Annotated in this window: 12 protein-coding genes; 7 read left to right on the top strand and 5 right to left on the bottom strand. The window is 74.3% G+C overall.

Going from position 1 to position 16650, the window contains the following annotated elements; genetic code table 11:
- Window positions 1-203 precede the first annotated feature (203 nt).
- From AB0L06_RS39545 to AB0L06_RS39525, 5 genes are all read left to right on the top strand, one after another.
- Window positions 204-1343, top strand: a complete 1140-nt coding sequence (locus tag AB0L06_RS39545) for a S1C family serine protease (protein ID WP_500236431.1) — start codon at window positions 204-206, stop codon at window positions 1341-1343.
- A gap of 111 nt (window positions 1344-1454) precedes the next feature.
- A complete protein-coding gene (locus tag AB0L06_RS39540; RefSeq protein ID WP_500236429.1) occupies window positions 1455-3770 on the top strand; it encodes an FdhF/YdeP family oxidoreductase in 2316 nt (771 codons plus the stop codon).
- Between the two features lie 274 nt (window positions 3771-4044).
- On the top strand, window positions 4045-6453 hold the full coding sequence (locus AB0L06_RS39535; protein ID WP_500236428.1) for an ATP-binding protein: 2409 nt from the start codon (window positions 4045-4047) through the stop codon (window positions 6451-6453).
- A 55-nt stretch (window positions 6454-6508) separates the two neighbouring features.
- Window positions 6509-7156 carry a DUF1707 SHOCT-like domain-containing protein gene (locus AB0L06_RS39530; protein WP_500236427.1) on the top strand — a complete coding sequence of 216 codons (648 nt, stop codon included), beginning with the start codon at window positions 6509-6511 and terminating at the stop codon, window positions 7154-7156.
- 79 nt (window positions 7157-7235) lie between these two features.
- Window positions 7236-7883 (top strand): TetR/AcrR family transcriptional regulator, encoded by a 648-nt coding sequence (locus tag AB0L06_RS39525; RefSeq protein ID WP_500236425.1) that lies wholly within the window; start codon window positions 7236-7238, stop codon window positions 7881-7883.
- Between the two features lie 67 nt (window positions 7884-7950).
- On the opposite strand, the gene AB0L06_RS39520 is transcribed toward AB0L06_RS39525, so the two are convergent.
- The 4 genes from AB0L06_RS39520 to AB0L06_RS39505 all read right to left on the bottom strand — a co-directional run bounded on the left by AB0L06_RS39520 (window position 7951) and on the right by AB0L06_RS39505 (window position 13903).
- On the bottom strand, window positions 7951-9099 hold the full coding sequence (locus AB0L06_RS39520; RefSeq protein WP_500236423.1) for a CaiB/BaiF CoA transferase family protein: 1149 nt from the start codon (window positions 9097-9099) through the stop codon (window positions 7951-7953).
- Window positions 9100-9203: 104 nt separating this feature from the next.
- Complete coding sequence (locus tag AB0L06_RS39515) at window positions 9204-11063, bottom strand: hypothetical protein (RefSeq protein WP_500236421.1); 1860 nt, start codon at window positions 11061-11063, stop codon at window positions 9204-9206.
- 79 nt (window positions 11064-11142) lie between these two features.
- Window positions 11143-12789: a hypothetical protein gene (locus AB0L06_RS39510; RefSeq protein ID WP_500236420.1), complete on the bottom strand. Its 1647-nt coding sequence runs from the start codon at window positions 12787-12789 to the stop codon at window positions 11143-11145.
- Window positions 12790-12856: 67 nt separating this feature from the next.
- On the bottom strand, window positions 12857-13903 hold the full coding sequence (locus tag AB0L06_RS39505; RefSeq protein WP_500236419.1) for a threonine ammonia-lyase: 1047 nt from the start codon (window positions 13901-13903) through the stop codon (window positions 12857-12859).
- A 90-nt stretch (window positions 13904-13993) separates the two neighbouring features.
- Between AB0L06_RS39505 and AB0L06_RS39500 the strand changes: the two genes are divergently transcribed.
- On the top strand, window positions 13994-14944 hold the full coding sequence (locus AB0L06_RS39500) for a DUF5996 family protein (protein ID WP_500236417.1): 951 nt from the start codon (window positions 13994-13996) through the stop codon (window positions 14942-14944).
- A 79-nt stretch (window positions 14945-15023) separates the two neighbouring features.
- Here the strand turns inward: AB0L06_RS39500 and AB0L06_RS39495 are convergent, their stop codons facing one another.
- Window positions 15024-15698: a hypothetical protein gene (locus AB0L06_RS39495; protein ID WP_500236416.1), complete on the bottom strand. Its 675-nt coding sequence runs from the start codon at window positions 15696-15698 to the stop codon at window positions 15024-15026.
- A 171-nt stretch (window positions 15699-15869) separates the two neighbouring features.
- Between AB0L06_RS39495 and AB0L06_RS39490 the strand changes: the two genes are divergently transcribed.
- Entirely contained in the window at window positions 15870-16580 is a 711-nt protein-coding gene (locus AB0L06_RS39490) for a M50 family metallopeptidase (protein WP_500236484.1), read from the top strand.
- Window positions 16581-16650 lie beyond the last annotated feature (70 nt).

Genomic DNA, 16650 nt, shown 5'->3' with positions numbered 1-16650 from the left:
ACCCCCCGCCTCCTGAGTCCCCGGCGCACGCCGCGCCCCAAACGTGCGCGCGGGGAATGTCCGGATCCGGTGATCCGGGCCTCCTTGTCACACGATCCCGAACATTTCCGGTTCGCGGTGCGTTTCATGATGTAGAGCCGCCAAGGTGTAAATGCGACGCAGCGGGTATGCCGTCCGCGTCCGTGCGGCGCGGAGGAGGCGTGATGCACCCTGTCCCGGACCGCGACGTCCCCGAGCCCGGCGGGTCCCGCTCGGCCGCGGGCTGGCTGGTGCTGCTGGCGCTCGCGGGTCTCGCGACCTTCCTGCTGGTGAGGCCGATCCTGGCGGGTCCGGGGAGCGACCCGTCCGGGGCCACCCAGTCGTCCTCGCCGTACGCGGCGCACCGGCCGGCCGGGGGCGTGCGCGGCGGCGGCATCGTCAACGTCGACACCGAGCTCGGCTACCGTGGCACGCTCGCCGCGGGCACCGGCATCATCCTGAACCCCGACGGCCTGGTGCTCACCAACAACCACGTCATCCAGGGCGCGACCTCCATCAAGGCGACCGACACCCGCACCCACAAGACCTACACCGCGCACGTGGTCGGCTACGACAAGTCGAACGACGTCGCGGTGATCCGGCTGTCCGGCGCGAAGAACACCGGGCTCAAGCCCGCCGCGTTCGGCGACTCGGGCAAGGTCGGCGAGGGCGACCCGGTCACGGCGAAGGGCAACGCGGGCGGCAAGGGCGGCGCGCCCAAGGTCGCCAAGGGCAAGGTGACGGCGCTCGACCAGGCGGTCATCGCGCGGGACGACACCGACGGCTCGTCCGAGAAACTGTCCGGGCTGATCGAGACGGACGCGGCGATCAGGCCGGGCGACTCCGGCGGGCCGCTGTTCAGCGCCTCCGGCGAGGTGATCGGCATGGACACCGCCGCGTCCGCCGACTTCAAGATGACCAAGAAGGACAGCGGGCGCGGCTTCGCGATCCCGATCAACCGGGCGCTGGCGATCGCCGAGGACATCCGGCTGGGGAAGGGCGCCCCGAAGGTGCACCTCGGGCAGACCGCGATGCTCGGCGTCAACGTCCGGACGGCCGAGGGCGGGCAGGGCGCGGGCGGGACGGGGCAGGGCGGCGGCGCGCTGGTGGCGTCCACGCTGCCGGACTCCCCCGCCGAGCAGCTGAACCTCCCCACCGGCGCGGTGATCACCGCCCTGGACGGCACGCCGGTCGACTCCCCGAACACGCTCACCGACCTCCTGCTGCTCCACCACCCGGGCGACACGGTCTCGCTCACCTACCAGGCGCCGGGCGGGCAGGCCCTCACCCAGCAGGTCCAACTCGCCTCCGGCCCACCGCAATAGCCCCCTCAGATGGGACGTTCGGGCAGGTCGCGGGCCTGGGAGTGCCGCATCGGGGCGAAAAGGTGCGAGAGTGGGAGGGATTCGGTTCCAGGGCGAGAATGGGTGTGAACGATGGGCCGTGAGGCGCCGCGCGACGACTTCGACGACTCCGAGATGAAGATCGTGAAGCCGAAGCGGTGGGCGGCGGGCGTGCCGGGTGTGACGGCCGCGCTGCGCGACTCCTACGAGCAGATGGGCGTGAAGCGCACCGCGCTGACCCTGCTCAAGGTCAACCAGAAGGACGGGTTCGACTGTCCCGGCTGCGCGTGGCCGGAGCCCGGGCACCGGCACACCGCCGAGTTCTGCGAGAACGGCGCGAAGGCCGTCGCCGAGGAGGCCACGACCCGCCGGATCACCCGCGAGTTCTTCGCCGAGCACACCGTCGACGAGCTGGGCGGACGCACCGACCACTGGCTCGGCCGGCAGGGGCGGCTCACCGAGCCGATGGTGCGGAACCCGGGCTCGGAGCACTACGAGCCGATCTCCTGGGACGAGGCGTTCGGCCTGGTCGCGGGCGAGCTGAACGACCTCGGCTCCCCGGACGAGGCCGTCTTCTACACCTCCGGGCGCACCAGCAACGAGGCCGCGTTCGCCTACCAGCTGTTCGTCCGGGCCTTCGGCACCAACAACCTGCCGGACTGCTCGAACATGTGCCACGAGTCGTCCGGGTCGGCGCTGACCGAGACCATCGGCATCGGCAAGGGCTCGGTGCTGCTGGAGGACCTCTACCGGTCCGATCTGATCTTCGTCGTCGGGCAGAACCCCGGGACGAACCATCCGCGCATGCTGTCGGCTCTGGAGAAGGCGAAGAAGGCGGGCGCGCGGATCGTCGCGGTGAACCCGCTGCCGGAGGCCGGGCTCATCCGGTTCAAGAACCCGCAGGTGCCGTCCGGCGTGGTCGGGAAGGGCACCAGGCTCGCCGACCGGTTCCTGCAGATCCGGGTGAACGGCGACCTGGCCCTGTTCCAGGCGCTCAACCGGCTGCTGCTCGAGTCGGACGTCCCGGACGCCGTCGACCGTGCGTTCGTCGAGGAGCACACCCACGGGTTCGGCGCGTTCGCCGACCACGTCAAGGCCCTGGACTGGGACGACGTGCTCGCCGCGACCGGCCTGACCCGGGGCGAGATCGCCGCGACGCTCGGCGACGTCCTCGCGGCGAAGCGGATCGTGGTCTGCTGGGCGATGGGCCTGACGCAGCACCGCAACTCCGTGCCGACGATCCGGGAGGTCGTGAACTTCCTGCTGCTGCGCGGCAACATCGGCCGTCCGGGCGCGGGCGTGTGCCCGGTGCGCGGCCACTCCAACGTCCAGGGCGACCGGACGATGGGGATCTACGAGAAGCCGAAGCCCGAGTTCCTGGACGCGCTCGCCGCCGAGTTCGGGTTCGAGCCGCCGCGTGAGCACGGCCTGGACACCGTCGACGCGATCCGCGCGATGCGGGACGGCAAGGCGAAGGTGTTCTTCGCGATGGGCGGCAACTTCATCCGCGCCACCCCGGACTCGGACGTGACGGAGGCGGCGATGCGCCGCTGCCGGCTCACCGTCCAGGTGTCGACGAAGCTGAACCGGTCGCACGCGGTCACCGGAGAGCGCGCGCTGATCCTGCCGGCGCTGGGCCGCACCGAGCGGGACGTCCAGGCGGGCGGCGAGCAGTTCGTCTCGGTCGAGGACTCGATGGGCATGGTGCACGCCTCCCGCGGACGGCTCGCGCCCGCGTCCCCGCAGCTCAAGTCCGAGGTCGCGATCGTCACCGGGCTGGCCCGGCAGGTGCTCGGCGACCGGCACGGCATCGGCTGGGAGAAGATGGAACGCGACTACGACGTCATCCGCGACCATGTGGAGCGGGTCGTCCCCGGGTTCGACGACTACAACGCGCGCGTGCGCGAGCCGGACGGGTTCACGCTGCCGCACGCGCCGCGCGACGAGCGCCGCTTCCCGACCGCGACCGGCAAGGCGAACTTCACCGCGAACGCGCTGGAGGTGCTGCGCGTCCCGGAGGGGCGGCTGCTGCTCCAGACCGTCCGCAGCCACGACCAGTACAACACCACGATCTACGGACTGGACGACCGGTACCGGGGCGTCAAGGCCGGACGCCGCGTCGTGTTCGTCCACCCGGACGACCTCGCCGCGCTCGGCTTCGCCGACGGCGCGACCGTCGACCTGGTGTCGGAGTGGACGGACGGCACCGAGCGCCGCGCGCCCGCCTTCCGGACCATCGCCTACCCGACGGCGCGCGGCTGCGCGGCGGCCTACTTCCCCGAGACCAACGTGCTCGTGCCGCTGGACAGCACGGCGGAGGTCAGCAACACCCCGACCTCGAAGTCGGTCGTCGTCCGCCTGGAGTCCCCGCAACAGGAGTCCCCGCGGTCAGAGGGGGCCGAAGCGTAAAGGGCACGCCTGGAGCGCGTGCGCGCAGGGGCTGCAGGTGGTCGAGGACGCCCGAGGTCGGGGCGCGAGGGCGGCGGATGTGCGAGCGTGGAGCATGCCGACGGAGGTGGTGCGGACGGAGCGGGAAGGCCGTCCGTAACCGGCCGTATTGACCCGCGTTACGCCGGTGGCCGCACCGTCGACGGCGTACGATGCACCCATCCTGACGCTTCCATCCGACAGGCTTCAGAGCCACCCACGCATCCCCACGCTCCCTCCCCCAACGAGGTGACCGGTGACGGCACTGGCGGACGACCGGCACGGCGGCAACCTGCCCGCCGAGGTGACCCGGTTCATCGGCCGGCGGCGCGAGCTGGCCGAGGCCAGGCGCGTCCTGACCCGCTCGCGCCTGGTCACGCTGACCGGGGTGGGCGGGGTCGGCAAGACCCGGCTGGCGCTCCGGCTGGCCACCGAGGTCCGCGGCGGGTTCGAGGGCGGCGCGTGGCTGGTCGAGCTGTCCGCGCTGCGCGAGCCGGACCTGCTCGCCCGGCACGTCGCCGACAAGCTCGGGCTGCCCGGCCAGGCGGCGGGCGACCAGACCGACCGGCTCTGCGAGCACCTGTCCGACCGTGAGCTGCTGCTCGTCCTGGACACCTGCGAGCACCTGGTCGAGGGCACGGCCGCCCTGGTCGAGACGCTGCTGCGGGCCGCGCCCCGGCTGCGGGTGCTCGCCACCAGCCGCGAGCCGCTGGACGTGATGGGCGAGCACAACCTGGTGATCCCGCCGCTGGCCGTCGCCGCGGACCCCGGGACCTCGGCGGACGACACGACGGACGGCACGGGGAGCGGGAGCAGCCGGGCGGGCACGTCCGGGCGCGCGGACGACCCGGGCGCGGACGACGCGGTCGTGCTGTTCGCCGACCGCGCCGAGGCGATGGTCCCGGGCTTCACGCTGACCAAGGACAACCGTCCGCTGGTCGCGCGGCTGTGCGCGCAGCTGGACGGCATCCCGCTCGCGATCGAGCTGGCCGCCGTCCGGATGCGGACGATGTCGGTGGAGCAGCTCGCCGAGCGGATGGACGACCGGTTCCGGCTCCTCGGCACCGCGCGCGCGGGCGGCGACCGGCACCGGACGCTGCGCGCCGCGATCGAGTGGAGCCACGAGCTGTGCACCGGCGAGGAGCGGCTGCTGTGGGCGCGGCTGTCGGTGTTCCCCGGCGACTTCGACCTGACCGCCGCCGAACGCGTCTGCGGCGGCGACGGGCTGCCCGACGGGGAGCTGTTCGAGGTGCTCGGACGGCTGGTGGAGAAGTCGGTCGTCCAGGTCGAGCGGGACGGCCGCCGCTACCGGATGCTCGACACCCTGCGCGAGTACGGCGCGGAGCGGCTCGCCGAACTCGGCGAGGGCCCCAGCCTGCGGCAACGCCACCGCGACCACTATCTCGACCTGGCCGAACGCGCGCGCGACGCGGCGCTCGGCGCCGAGCAGCTCGGCTGGCTGACCCGGCTGGGCGAGGAGAACCCGAACCTGCGCGTCGCGCTGGAGTACTCGCTCACCACGGAGGAGGAGGTCGCGACCGGGCTGCACCTGACGGTCGTCCTCCAGCACTACTGGATCTGCCTGGGCATGTTCGGCGAGGCCCGGCGCTGGCACGACCGGGCCCTGAAGGCGCCGACCGGGTCCGCGGGGAACCCGGCGCGCGTCGCGCTCGACCGGGCGTGGATCGCCTACGGCGCCGGGATGGTCGCCGTCCAGCAGGGCGAGACGGACCGGGCGCGCCAGTTGTTCGCCACGGCCACCGTCGACTCGTCCGCGACCGCGGCGGTCCTGCCCGAGGCGGCCGAGGCGGCGTCGGCGCCCGATCTGCTGGCGCACGTCGTCCACGGGGAGGGCCTGATCGCGCTGTTCGAGGGCGAGCTGGACGAGGCGCGCGCCCGCATGGAGCAGTCCCGCGAGGCGTTCGGCCGGCTCGGCTACCGGGACCCGCTGGCGCTGCTGACCGGCCCGCACCTGTCGACCGTCCTGCTGCTGCAGCGCAAGGAGCGGGAGGCGCTCGCGCTCGCGGACGCCGCGGCCCGCGACGGCGAGGCGTCCGGCGAACGCTGGTGCCACTCGTTCGCGCTGTACGCGCGGGGCGCGGCGCTGTGGTGGCTCGGCGAGCACCGGGCCGCGACCGACGACCTGCTCGCCTGCCTGCGGATCAAGGAGCGGCTCGGCGACCAGCTCGGCATCACGCTCGCGCTCGACCTGCTCACGCCCGCGCCGGTCGTGCACGGCGAGTACGAGCAGGCGGCGATGCTGCTCGGCGCGACCGAGGCGATGTGGCGGCGGCTCGGCGCGACCCGGCTGTACGGGCCGGACTACGAGCGGCGGCGCGCCACGTCCGAGCACGCGCTGCGCAAGCGGCTGCCCCCGGAGCGGTTCCAGGCGGCCAAGGAGCGCGGCGCGCGGCTGTCGGTCGCCGAGGCGATCGCGCTGGCCCGCGGCGAGCCCGCGCCCCGGCCGGAGCGGCAGCCGCTCACCGCCCGCGAACGCGAGGTCGCGGTGCTGGTCGCGCGCGGGCTGTCGAACCGCGAGATCGCGGACCGCCTGTCGGTGGCGCGGCGCACGGTCGACACCGCCGTCGAGCACGTCCAGGCCAAGCTCGGCCTGTCCTCCCGCGACCAGATCGCCGCCTGGGTCCGCCGCGTCCGCCGGGGCTGAGAACGGCCTCGTCCCGCCTGCGGCGGGCGGCGGATCCGGGCCTAGGGTGGGCGGCATGACGAATCTGCCCGAGAAGCCAGACCCCGCGCGCCCTCCGGAGATGCGGGCCTCCGACGCCGACCGCGACCGGGTCGCGCAGATCCTCCGGGAGGCCGCGGGCGAGGGCCGGCTCACGCTGGACGAGGTGGACGAGCGGCTGGACGCGGTCTACAAGGCGAAGACCTACGCCGAGCTCGAGCCGCTGACCCGCGACCTCCCGGACGCCGGGTCCGCTCCGGCCGGGACGCCGGCGGCGCGTCCGGCCGGGACCGCGGGCGGGTTCGTCATCGCGCCGGGCGAGACGCCGACGTGGACGAACGGCGTCGCGATCATGGGCGGGTTCGAGCGCAAGGGCGCGTGGACCGTCCCGGAGTCGTTCACCGCGTTCGCGTTCTGGGGCGGCGGCGACCTCGACCTGCGCGAGGCGCGGTTCACCTCGGCGACGGTCCACATCACCGCGGTGGCGATCATGGGCGGGATCGACATCGTCGTGCCGGACGACGTGAACGTCCGGGTGACGGGCATAGGGATCATGGGCGGCTTCGAGCATCTGGCGAGCGGCCCCGGCATCCCCGGCGCGCCGGAGATCGTCATCTCCGGCCTGGCCTTCTGGGGCGGCGTGGACGTCAAGCGCCGCCCCAGGAGACGCGCGGTCCGCGACTAGCGCTCCGCCCGGCCGCCGTGGGTCGACTTGGCGTCACCGCACTGAATCCAACGTAGCACGGGTGTGCTATAAAGCAACCATGCCCAAGCTGGTGGACCCCGGGGAGCGCCGCCGCGAGGTGGCCGAGGCCATCTTCCGGGTGGCCCGGCGCGACGGACTGGAGCACGCGTCCCTGCGCGCGGTCGCGGCCGAGGCGGGCCTGGCGATCGGCTCGGTCCGGCACTACTTCGACGGCCAGGCCGATCTGATGATCTTCGCGATGCGGTACTTCGCCGAACGCGCCGGGGCACGGATCCTCGCGGCGGTGGGGCAGCTGAGGACGCCCGACACGGACGCGCCGCCCGCCGAGCACGTCGCGGCGCTGGAGCGGCTGCTCGCCGAGATCCTGCCGCTGGACGACCGCCGCCGCGAGGAGGCCGAGGTCTGGCTGGCGTTCACGACGTCCGCGCGCACCCGCCCCGACCTGCGCCGCCACGCGCTGGAGATGTTCGACGAGCTGGCCTGGATGATCGACACCCTGCTCGCCGCCGCCGACGGGCTCGGCGCGCTGCGTCCCGGCCTCGACCTGCACGCCGAGCGCATTCGGCTGAACGCGCTCCTGGACGGCCTCACCATGCACTCCGTCCTGCAGCCCGACCGCGTCGGCCCACCTGAGCTCGCCGAGGCCCTGCGCCACCACATCGCCGAACTCTCGGCCGTCCCACCCGAGGGACCGCTCCCCCTCTGACCTGCCACGGCATGCCGAAGGGCCGCCGTCCGGCCACGGACGACGGCCCCGGAAGGCGCTCGGACGGTCAGCTCTCGGCGACGGCCCCCGAGGCGATGAGGTCGTCGGCGTCGTCGATGCCCAGGTCGGCGAGGACGGCGCGGGTGTGCCCGCCGGGGAGGGCGGGCTTGCCCTCGGTGTCCGCCGGGGTGCGCGAGAAGCGGGGGGCCGGGGCGGGCTGGAGGTGGCCGTCGCGCTCGACGAAGACGGCCCGCTCGGCGTTGTAGGGGTGGCGGGCGGCCTCGGTCATCGACAGGACGGGCGCGACGCACGCGTCCGACGGCAGGAAGACCTCGGCCCACTCGTCGCGGGTGCGCTCCTTGAACTTGGCGGCGAAGCGTTCGCGGAGCTCGGGCCAGCCGTCGCGGTCGTGCTGGCTGGGGAGTTCCGCGTCGCCGAGGCCGAGCAGGCGCAGGAACTCGGCGTAGAACTGCGGCTCGAGCGCGCCGACCGCCATGTGCTCGCCGTCGGCGGTCTCGTAGACGTCGTACCAGGGCGCGCCGGTGTCGAGCATGTTGACGCCGCGCTCGTCCTTCCAGAGCCCGCCCGCCATGAACCCGTGGATGAAGGTGGACAGGTGGGACGCGCCGTCCACGATCGCGGCGTCCACGACCTGGCCGCGGCCGCTCGCGCGGGACTCCAGCAGCGCGGCGAGGATCCCGACGACCAGGTACATGCTGCCGCCCGCGAAGTCGCCGAGCAGGTTCATCGGGACCTGCGGCGGGCCGCCCGCCCGGCCGATGGCGTGCAGCGTCCCGGTGATCGCGATGTAGCCGATGTCGTGCCCGGCGCTCTGGGCGAGCGGGCCGTCCTGGCCCCAGCCGGTCATGCGGCCGTAGACGAGCCCGGGGTTGCGGGCGAGGCAGTCGTCCGGGCCGAGGCCGAGGCGCTCGGTGACGCCCGGACGGAACCCCTCCAGCAGGACGTCGGAGCGCTCCACCATCCGCAGGACGAGCTCGCGCCCCCGGTCGCTCTTGAGGTCCACGGCGATGGAGCGCTTGCCCCGGTTGGTGAAGTCGGTCCCGCCGGTCGCGCCGCCGCCCTTGCGCGCGGCGGCCGCCCTGTCGACGCGGATGACGTCGGCCCCCAGGTCGGCCAGCAGCATCGCGGCGAACGGGCCGGGCCCGATGCCCGCCAGTTCGACCACCCTGACCCCGGCCAGCGGCCCTCGTCCCATCACGCGCCCCTCTCGTCGATCGATGCCCCCATTGTGCCCGACGGAGTAAGCAAGCACTGACGGCAGGGTCCCCCGGTGATCGACTCGGACGGCCGCCCGGACGGTCAGCCGCCCGGACGGCGGTAGACCTGCACCGGGGCCTTGGTGAAGTCGCGCGCGGTCACCGCGATCCGCCCGGACGGCGGGACGGGCGCGACCGGACCGCGACCGGCGAGGAAGTCGCCGGTCGTCGTGGCCGGCTGGAACGGGCCCTCCGCGGAGAGCGCGGTCACGCGGCGGCTCGCGGCGGCGAGGTAGTACCAGCGCCCCTTCGGCGACCGCCACCATCCGGCGCTCGCCAGGTCGCCGCCCGCGGACGAGCAGTCGGGCGTGTCGAGGCGGCGGCCGGTGACGTGCACGCCCTTGTCGTCGGTCAGGACGGCGTAGGTCGCGCTGCGTCCGCCCGAGTAGGCGTAGCGCGCGCACATCCAGTGGCCGGGGCCCGCGCCGTCCGGGAGGGCGCCGGTCCAGAACTCGCGGGCGGTCGCGGACTCCACGTCGCCCCTTCCGCGCCGGTCGAGCGCGGCCGGTCCGGCGGCGCCGCACCCGAGCCGACGCCACAGCGCGAACCCGGCGGGCAGCGCGTCCGGCCCGCCGCCCACCGGGTGCGGCCAGGCGGGTCCGGGCGGCGCGGGCTGGTAGAGCAGGTCCGCCGAGACCAGGCCGCCGAGGTCGGCCACCGTGTACGGACGGCCGTCCGGGACCTGCGGCTGCGACAGCTCCAGCACCGGCCCGCGCCAGCAGCCGCCGCGCCCGGCGGCCTGCTGCGGGACATCCCCGGTCAGCCCGTCGAGGACGGGCACAGTCGTCCAGGCCGCGGCGCCCCTCGTCCCGCCGGACGCCAGGTCGGCGGCGCGGACGCCGGTCACCCACGGCGGCAGCAGGTACCGGCCCGGCGCGACCTTCAGCGGCGACGCGCCGTCCTGCTGCGACCGGCCGACAGGGAAGACCTCCAGGCGGTCGCCCGTGAACCGGGCGATGGTCGCGCCGTCGCGGAGCAGGACGACCCGGCGCGTCCCGGTCGTCCCGGCGAAGAGCAGCTGCGGACCTCCGGCCCCGGACGCCGCTCGAGGCGTCCGCGCCTCCCAGGCGCGGACGGCCTGGGACACGAAGGCGCGGTCGCGGACGAGGTCGCCGCGCGCAGGCCAGACCGTGAGGTCGAGCCGGGCGCTGCGCCGCCACAAATCCGCCGGGGCAGCGACGACGCGTCCGCCAGGCGGCTCGGCGGACGGGTCCCCCGCGAGCCGGACGCCCGCGATCGGGAACCGGCCGCCGGCCAGCGCGAACGCGGCGACGGTCGCCACAGGCACCGCCGCCAGCGTGACGCCGAGGACGACCCGGACACCGCGCCGCCGGCGCGACCGGCCGGCGCCGGCCAGCGGACGGAACATGCGGCGGCCGTGCAGCCGGACGACGGTCGGGTCGAGCGCCCGGATCTCCGCCTCGCCGAGCGGCGGGACGGCGGCGGCCTCGGCGAGCGCGCCGTCCGGGCCCGGGACGCCGAGGGCGGCGAGCTCCTCGCGCGCCTCGTCCTCGGGCAGCTCCTCCAGGCACAGCAGCGCGTACGCGGCACGGCCGCGCGGCGGCAGGCCGGCGACCAGGGCCAGCGGCTCAGGATCTCCGTCAGCGAACGGCTGGATGCGCAGCCAGGCGGCGGACCGGATCCGCTCGGCGCGCGGCCCGCGCTGCTCGACGCGCGCGGCGGAGCGGAGCGCGGCGCGCAGCACCCGGCGGCGCAGCCCGGCATAGATCACCTCGGCGTCGCCCCGGCGGTCACGGCGGCGCCGGGCGCGGCCGACGATCCAGTGCGCCAGCACCACCCGGTCGTGCTGTTCGAGCCTTTCCGGCAGGATGAGATAGGCGATCCGCGCAAGTCGCCGATAGCGCTTGTTCGCCACGGAATTGGCGCTGATTTCCTCCGTCACGGGAAACTCCTCGACCCGTTCCATTCCTGTTTTCAGAGAGAAGGCGGGCGGCCCGTCCTCTCCGCCCTCAGGCGTCCGGTCACGAGTCCCGGACGGTCAGCTCGACCGGCGCGTCCGGGCGGTGGCCGGCGTCGCCGTGCGGGATGGCGACCAGGAGGCGGCGGCTGACGTCCACGTTCCGCAGCGGGCCGTCCGCCTTCGGCATGAGCCCCCGGCCTGCGGCGGCGAGGTAGTACCAGTTGCCGCTGTCCGCGCGCCACCAGAGCCCGGACACCGGGCGCCGCTCGTCGCAGCCGCCCGCGCCCGCCGACAGCGTGGAGTCGTCGGCGTGGCCCACCAACGCCGCCTGACCGGCGCTGCCGCCGCCCGCGAAGTCGAGCCGCGCGCACACCCAGTCGGCGCTGCCGCCGCCGTGCGGCACGGACCCCGACCAGAAGTCCGCCGCGTCCGCCCGGTCCACCGGCCGGGCCGGTTGCGGGAGGACGCAGCCGAGCCGGTCCCATAGCTTCAGGCCGGTGCCGCCGAGCCGTCCTGGCATGCGGTGCGTCGACGCGCTCTTGTCTCCCCCGGCGGACGAGGCGTCGGTGCGGTAGCTCAGCACCACGGGCCGGGCCCCGCCGAGGTCGCCGATGGTGCGGCTACCGTCCGGGCCGGTGAGGTCGAGCACCGGGCCGCGTCCGCAGTGGGTGCGCGGCGCGAGTGGTTCGGTCACGCCGTTCCTGACCCGGACGGCGTCGCCGCCGGGGACGGCCGCCCCGGTCTCCCAGGGGGCGAGCAGGTAGCGGCCGCCGCCGAGCGCGACCGGGGCGGACGGGTCCGTCCCCGTCGCCGCGACCTCCAGCGGACGTCCCGGACCCGAATAGCGCGCGACGCGGTCACCGTCACGCAGCACCGCGACGGTACGTCCGTCCAGGTGACCGGCGTAGAGCAACTGCGCCGCGCCTCCTCTGACGGTTCCGGTCCCGCGCAGCCCGGCCCACGCCGACAGGGCGCCATGGGTGAGGGCGCGGTCGGCGGCGAGATCGCCCCGCGCGGGCCAGGTGGCGAGCGCGCGGTGGCCGTGCGCCCAGGCGTTCGGGGCGGCGGAGACGAGCCGCAGGCCGCGGGTGCCGTGCTCGCCCAGCGCCGAGCCGTTCTCGTTCACGGCCAGCGCGCCGAGCAGCCCCGCCGTGAGGACCGAGGCCCCGACGACCGGCGCCTTGGAACGGCGCCGCAGGGGACGCCGCGAAGCGGGCTCGAACGGCGCGGCGGGCATGGGCAGCCGGACCTCCTCGGCGGCCTCGATCGCCGTCCACGGGTCCTTCACGCCCAGCCCGACCAGCGCGTCCCGGACCTGGAAGCGGGACATCCCGGAGACCGTGCGCAGCACGCAGGCGACCCGCACGGGCATCTCCAGCCGCGCGAGCGCGCCGGTCAGCGCCGGGTCGGGCAATCGTCCGGGCAGCGCCTTCAGCCAGGGGTTCAGCCCGATGCGCAGCAGCCTGGACGGACGCGCCGCGCGCCGCAGGACCCGCGCGCGTAACGGCGCCCGCACGGCCTCGCCGTCCGCCGCGCCCACCGGAACGCCGAGGCCCATGCGTCCGGACAGCACGCCGTCCACGATGCGGCGGGCCAGCGCGAGCCGGTAGACGCGCCTCTCGGTTCCCGGAAGGACGAGATACGCCAGGCGGACGAGATCGCGGTACAGCGCCTCCGCCCGGGCCTTCGTCGTGACGTCTTCCGGCATCGCGGCGACTCCTTCTGCAGCTACTCCCGGGGATCGATGACGATCCGAGGCCGATGACGACCCAAAGTTAGGGAGCGCGAAGGTCCGCCGACCCGGAATTGAGAGAACGCTTAACGATGTCGCCGGATTTGCCTTTTATTTCCCGCCAAAAAGCATCTGCGACGGCTATGGCCTGCCGGTAGGTGTCCACGGTGACGTTGCGGCCGGTCAGGACGACCACGAGCCGTCCGGCCGGCTCGGCCTTGCCCGCGAGGACGGCCGCGACGCCCGCCGCGCCCGAGCCCTCGGCGACCAGGCCGTGCTCGGTGAACAGCCAGCGCATCGCCGCGCGGATCTCGGCGTCCGACACGTGCGTGAGGACGGGGTCCGCGGCGGCGACCAGGCCCGGGGTGACGCTGCCGGGCTCGAGGTTGCCGACCAGGCCGTCCGCGATGCTGTCGCCGACCTCGACCGGGACGATCCGCCCGGCGGCGACGGCGGCCGACAGCCCGCGCGACGCCGACGACTCGACACCGACCAGCCGCACGTCGTCCCGCGTGGACGCCCACAGCGCGAGGCCCGCGAGCAGCCCGCCGCCACCGACCGGAACGACGACGGTCAGCGGGCCCTCGGTCTGGGCGTCGAGCTCGACGCCGATCGTGCCCTGCCCCGCGATCACGTCCGGGTCGTTGTAGGGCGAGACGAACCGGCCGGGCAGCGACAGCGCGTGCGCCTCGGCGGCGTCGTAGTCCGCGCCATGCCGGACGAGGTCGACCGGGTAGGACGCGATCTTGGCGACCTTCGCCGGGGACGCGTGCTCGGACACCACGACGGTCGCGTCCACGCCCGTCCGGGCGGCGGCGTGCGCGAACCCGAGGCCGTGGTTCCCGGCGCTCGCGGTGACGGCGGGCGCCCCGGCCGGCAGCCCGGCCATCGCCGCCAGCGCGCCCCTGATCTTGAACGAGCCGGTCGGCTGCAACGTCTCGGCCTTGAGCAGGGCGCCGGGCGCGAGCGCGGTGGGCAGCACCGGCGTGGGCTCGAGCACCGCGGCGACACGTCCGGCCGCCGCGCGCAGGTCGGCCACCGTCGGAGTGCGGACGGGCCGCGGAGCCGTATTCGGCGAAGGGGACACCATGGGAGAAATATATTCACCGGCGGCACAAAGATCGTCCCAGGACGGGCCCCCGGGTTGTGCGGTCGTTCCAGGAAGGGTAGAAGGCGAGGCATGAGCACCGCATCGCCCGAAAGCGCCGCGCCGCCGGAACTCCCGCCCTTCGCCGACTGGGCCGACACCAAGGACACCCTGCACCTGTGGACGCAGATCGTGGGGAAGATCCAGCTCGCCTCGATCTCGCCCCGCAACCACTGGTGGCACGTGACGCTGCGGGTGGACGAGCACGGCTACTCGACGCAGCGGCTGCTGCACGACGGCGTCCACTTCCGGATCTCGTTCGACCTCGTCCAGCACCGGCTCGTCGTCCGGACCCGCGACCGTGAGGAGGCCGTCCCGCTGCGGGACGGCCTGTCGGTGTCGGGGTTCTACTACGAGCTCGAGGCGCTGCTGCGCGAGCTGGGCATCCGGGTGGACATCAAGGCGGAGCCGTTCGGCGTCCCGATGACCACGCCGTTCGCGGACGACACCGAGCACGCCTCCTACGACAGGGCGGCGATCGAGCGGTTCCGGGACGCGCTGGTCTGGGTGGACGACGCGTTCTGCGAGTTCCAGAGCTGGTTCGACGGGAAGGCGAGCCCGGTCCAGCTGTTCTGGCACAGCTTCGACCTGGCGACCGCGCGGTTCTCGGGCCGGTCCGCGCCGCCCATGGAGGGCGCGGACCCGGTGAGCGCCGAGGCCTACAGCCACGAGGTGATCAGCTGCGGCTGGTGGGCCGGCGACCGCGCCACCCCGTACTCGGCGTTCTACTCCTACACCCACCCCGAGCCGGACGGCCTGACCGGGCAGCCGCTCTCGCCCGCCGAGGCGTCCTGGGAACAGACCGGGATGACGCACCAGGCGCGGCTGCGCTACGACGCCGTCCGGACGTCGGACGACCCGCGCGGCGTCCTGCTGGACTTCCTGCAGAGCGCCTACGCGGCCGGGGCCCGCAAGGCCGACTGGCCCTACAGCGACTTCCACTCGTCCTGGTGCCCGCCCCGCGGCCGCGTCACCGCGCTCTGACGCGATCGCGCGGCGGACGGCTCAGGCGAAAGGATGGGGACAGCCCGCGCGCAGGCGGCGGAACGGGCGCGGCCCGCGCTCAGGCGGCGGGGCTGGGGCGGCTCGCGCGCAGGCGCGTGGCGCCGTACCCGGCCAGGCACAGGACGACGAGCGCGGTGAGCACCGTGAGCAGCGGGTTCACGAAGCCGGGCACGGTGTCGGCCCCGCAGGACGTGTCGCTCAGCGGCAGCAGTGACTGCCCGCCCTCATGGCCGACCGAAGCGGTTTCCGAAGTGATGCGGCACACACCGTCCTTGGCGTCGAGCATGTCGTCGTCGAAGTGGGCGAGGCCGAACCCGTAGGTCGCGGCGAGGGCCAGCAGCCAGGTCCACGCCATCCGCGCCCAGACGCGCGCGACGTTCCGGGCCCGTCCCGCCCGGACGGACGCGACCGCCATCAGGCAGGCCGCCGAGGCCGCCAGGGGCCACCCGATCATCAGGAGCAGGGCGCCCAGCAGGGCCAAGAGCAGCGTGTACTCGGGCGCGACCGCGACCAGGAGCAGCAGCCCGACCACCAGCAGGACGGCGGCCCCAGCGGCGACGCGTCCGAGCTCACCGGGTCGCCGGGAGGACAGTGCGGGGGCCGCGAACAGGGCGACGAGCAGCCCCGGAACGCCGATCAGGCTGACCATGCCGGTCGCACCCTCGCCGTACAGGGCGGCCGACAGCACCACTCCCCCGGCGAGCGTGAGCCCTGCGGCGATCCAGTACTTCATCCCCAGACCTCACCCTATGGATCAACTTTTGGCAAAGCGGCTGGTTGATCACGACGGAGGAGCGATCCAGATGTAACCGAACGCGGGGCTTACCCCCTACGTCCTACTCTTGGGCAGCGCGGACCGACAAGACCCGAGGTGGACGTGAACGACCAGGTGAGCATCGCCGACATGTTCGACAGGCTGACCGGCACCCAGCAGGCCCCGCCGTGGTGGCTGGTGGCGCTGGCCGCCGTCGTGGCCCTGGCCGCCGTGGCCCACGGCCCGACCTGGCGGCTCGCGCGCAACGTGGTGACCATCGCGCACGAGGGCGGGCACGCCCTGGTCGCGCTGCTGACCGGCCGGAAGCTGGACGGCATCAAACTGCACTCCGACACGTCCGGCGTGACCGTGTCGCGCGGCAAGCCGCACGGGCCGGGCATGGTGTTCACGGCGATGGCCGGGTACATCACGCCGCCGCTGCTCGGGCTGCTGTTCGCGGCGCTGCTGGCGGGCGGCCGGATCACGCTCATGCTGTGGTTCTCGCTGCTGCTGCTCGCCGGGACGCTGGTGATGATCAGGAACGCCTACGGCGCGCTGTCGGTGATCCTCACCGGCGCGGTGGTGTTCGCGGTCTCCTGGTTCGCCGGTGAGACCGTCCAGGCGGTGTTCGGCTACCTGGCCGCCTGGTTCCTGCTGCTCGCGGGCACCCGTCCGGTCGTCGAGCTGCAGCGGATGCGGACCCGCCGGATGGCCCCCAGCTCCGACGCCGACCAGCTCGCGCACCTGACGGGCGTGCCCGGCATGTTCTGGGTGACCGTGTTCGGGCTGGTCGCGCTGCTGTCGCTGGTGGCGGGCGGCGCGCTGCTGCTCCCGGGCGGCGCGTCCGCGCCGCACCTCTGACCGCCGCACCTCCGGGCTCGGACTCCCGAGCCCGTTCGAAGGCCCCCGCCGACGCGTGTCGGACGGGGGC

The organism is Spirillospora sp. NPDC052269, assembly GCF_040679435.1.
Taxonomy (GTDB): domain Bacteria; phylum Actinomycetota; class Actinomycetes; order Streptosporangiales; family Streptosporangiaceae; genus Spirillospora.
Note: the sequence above shows the minus strand (reverse complement) of the source record. Positions and strands in the feature narration are given on the sequence as shown.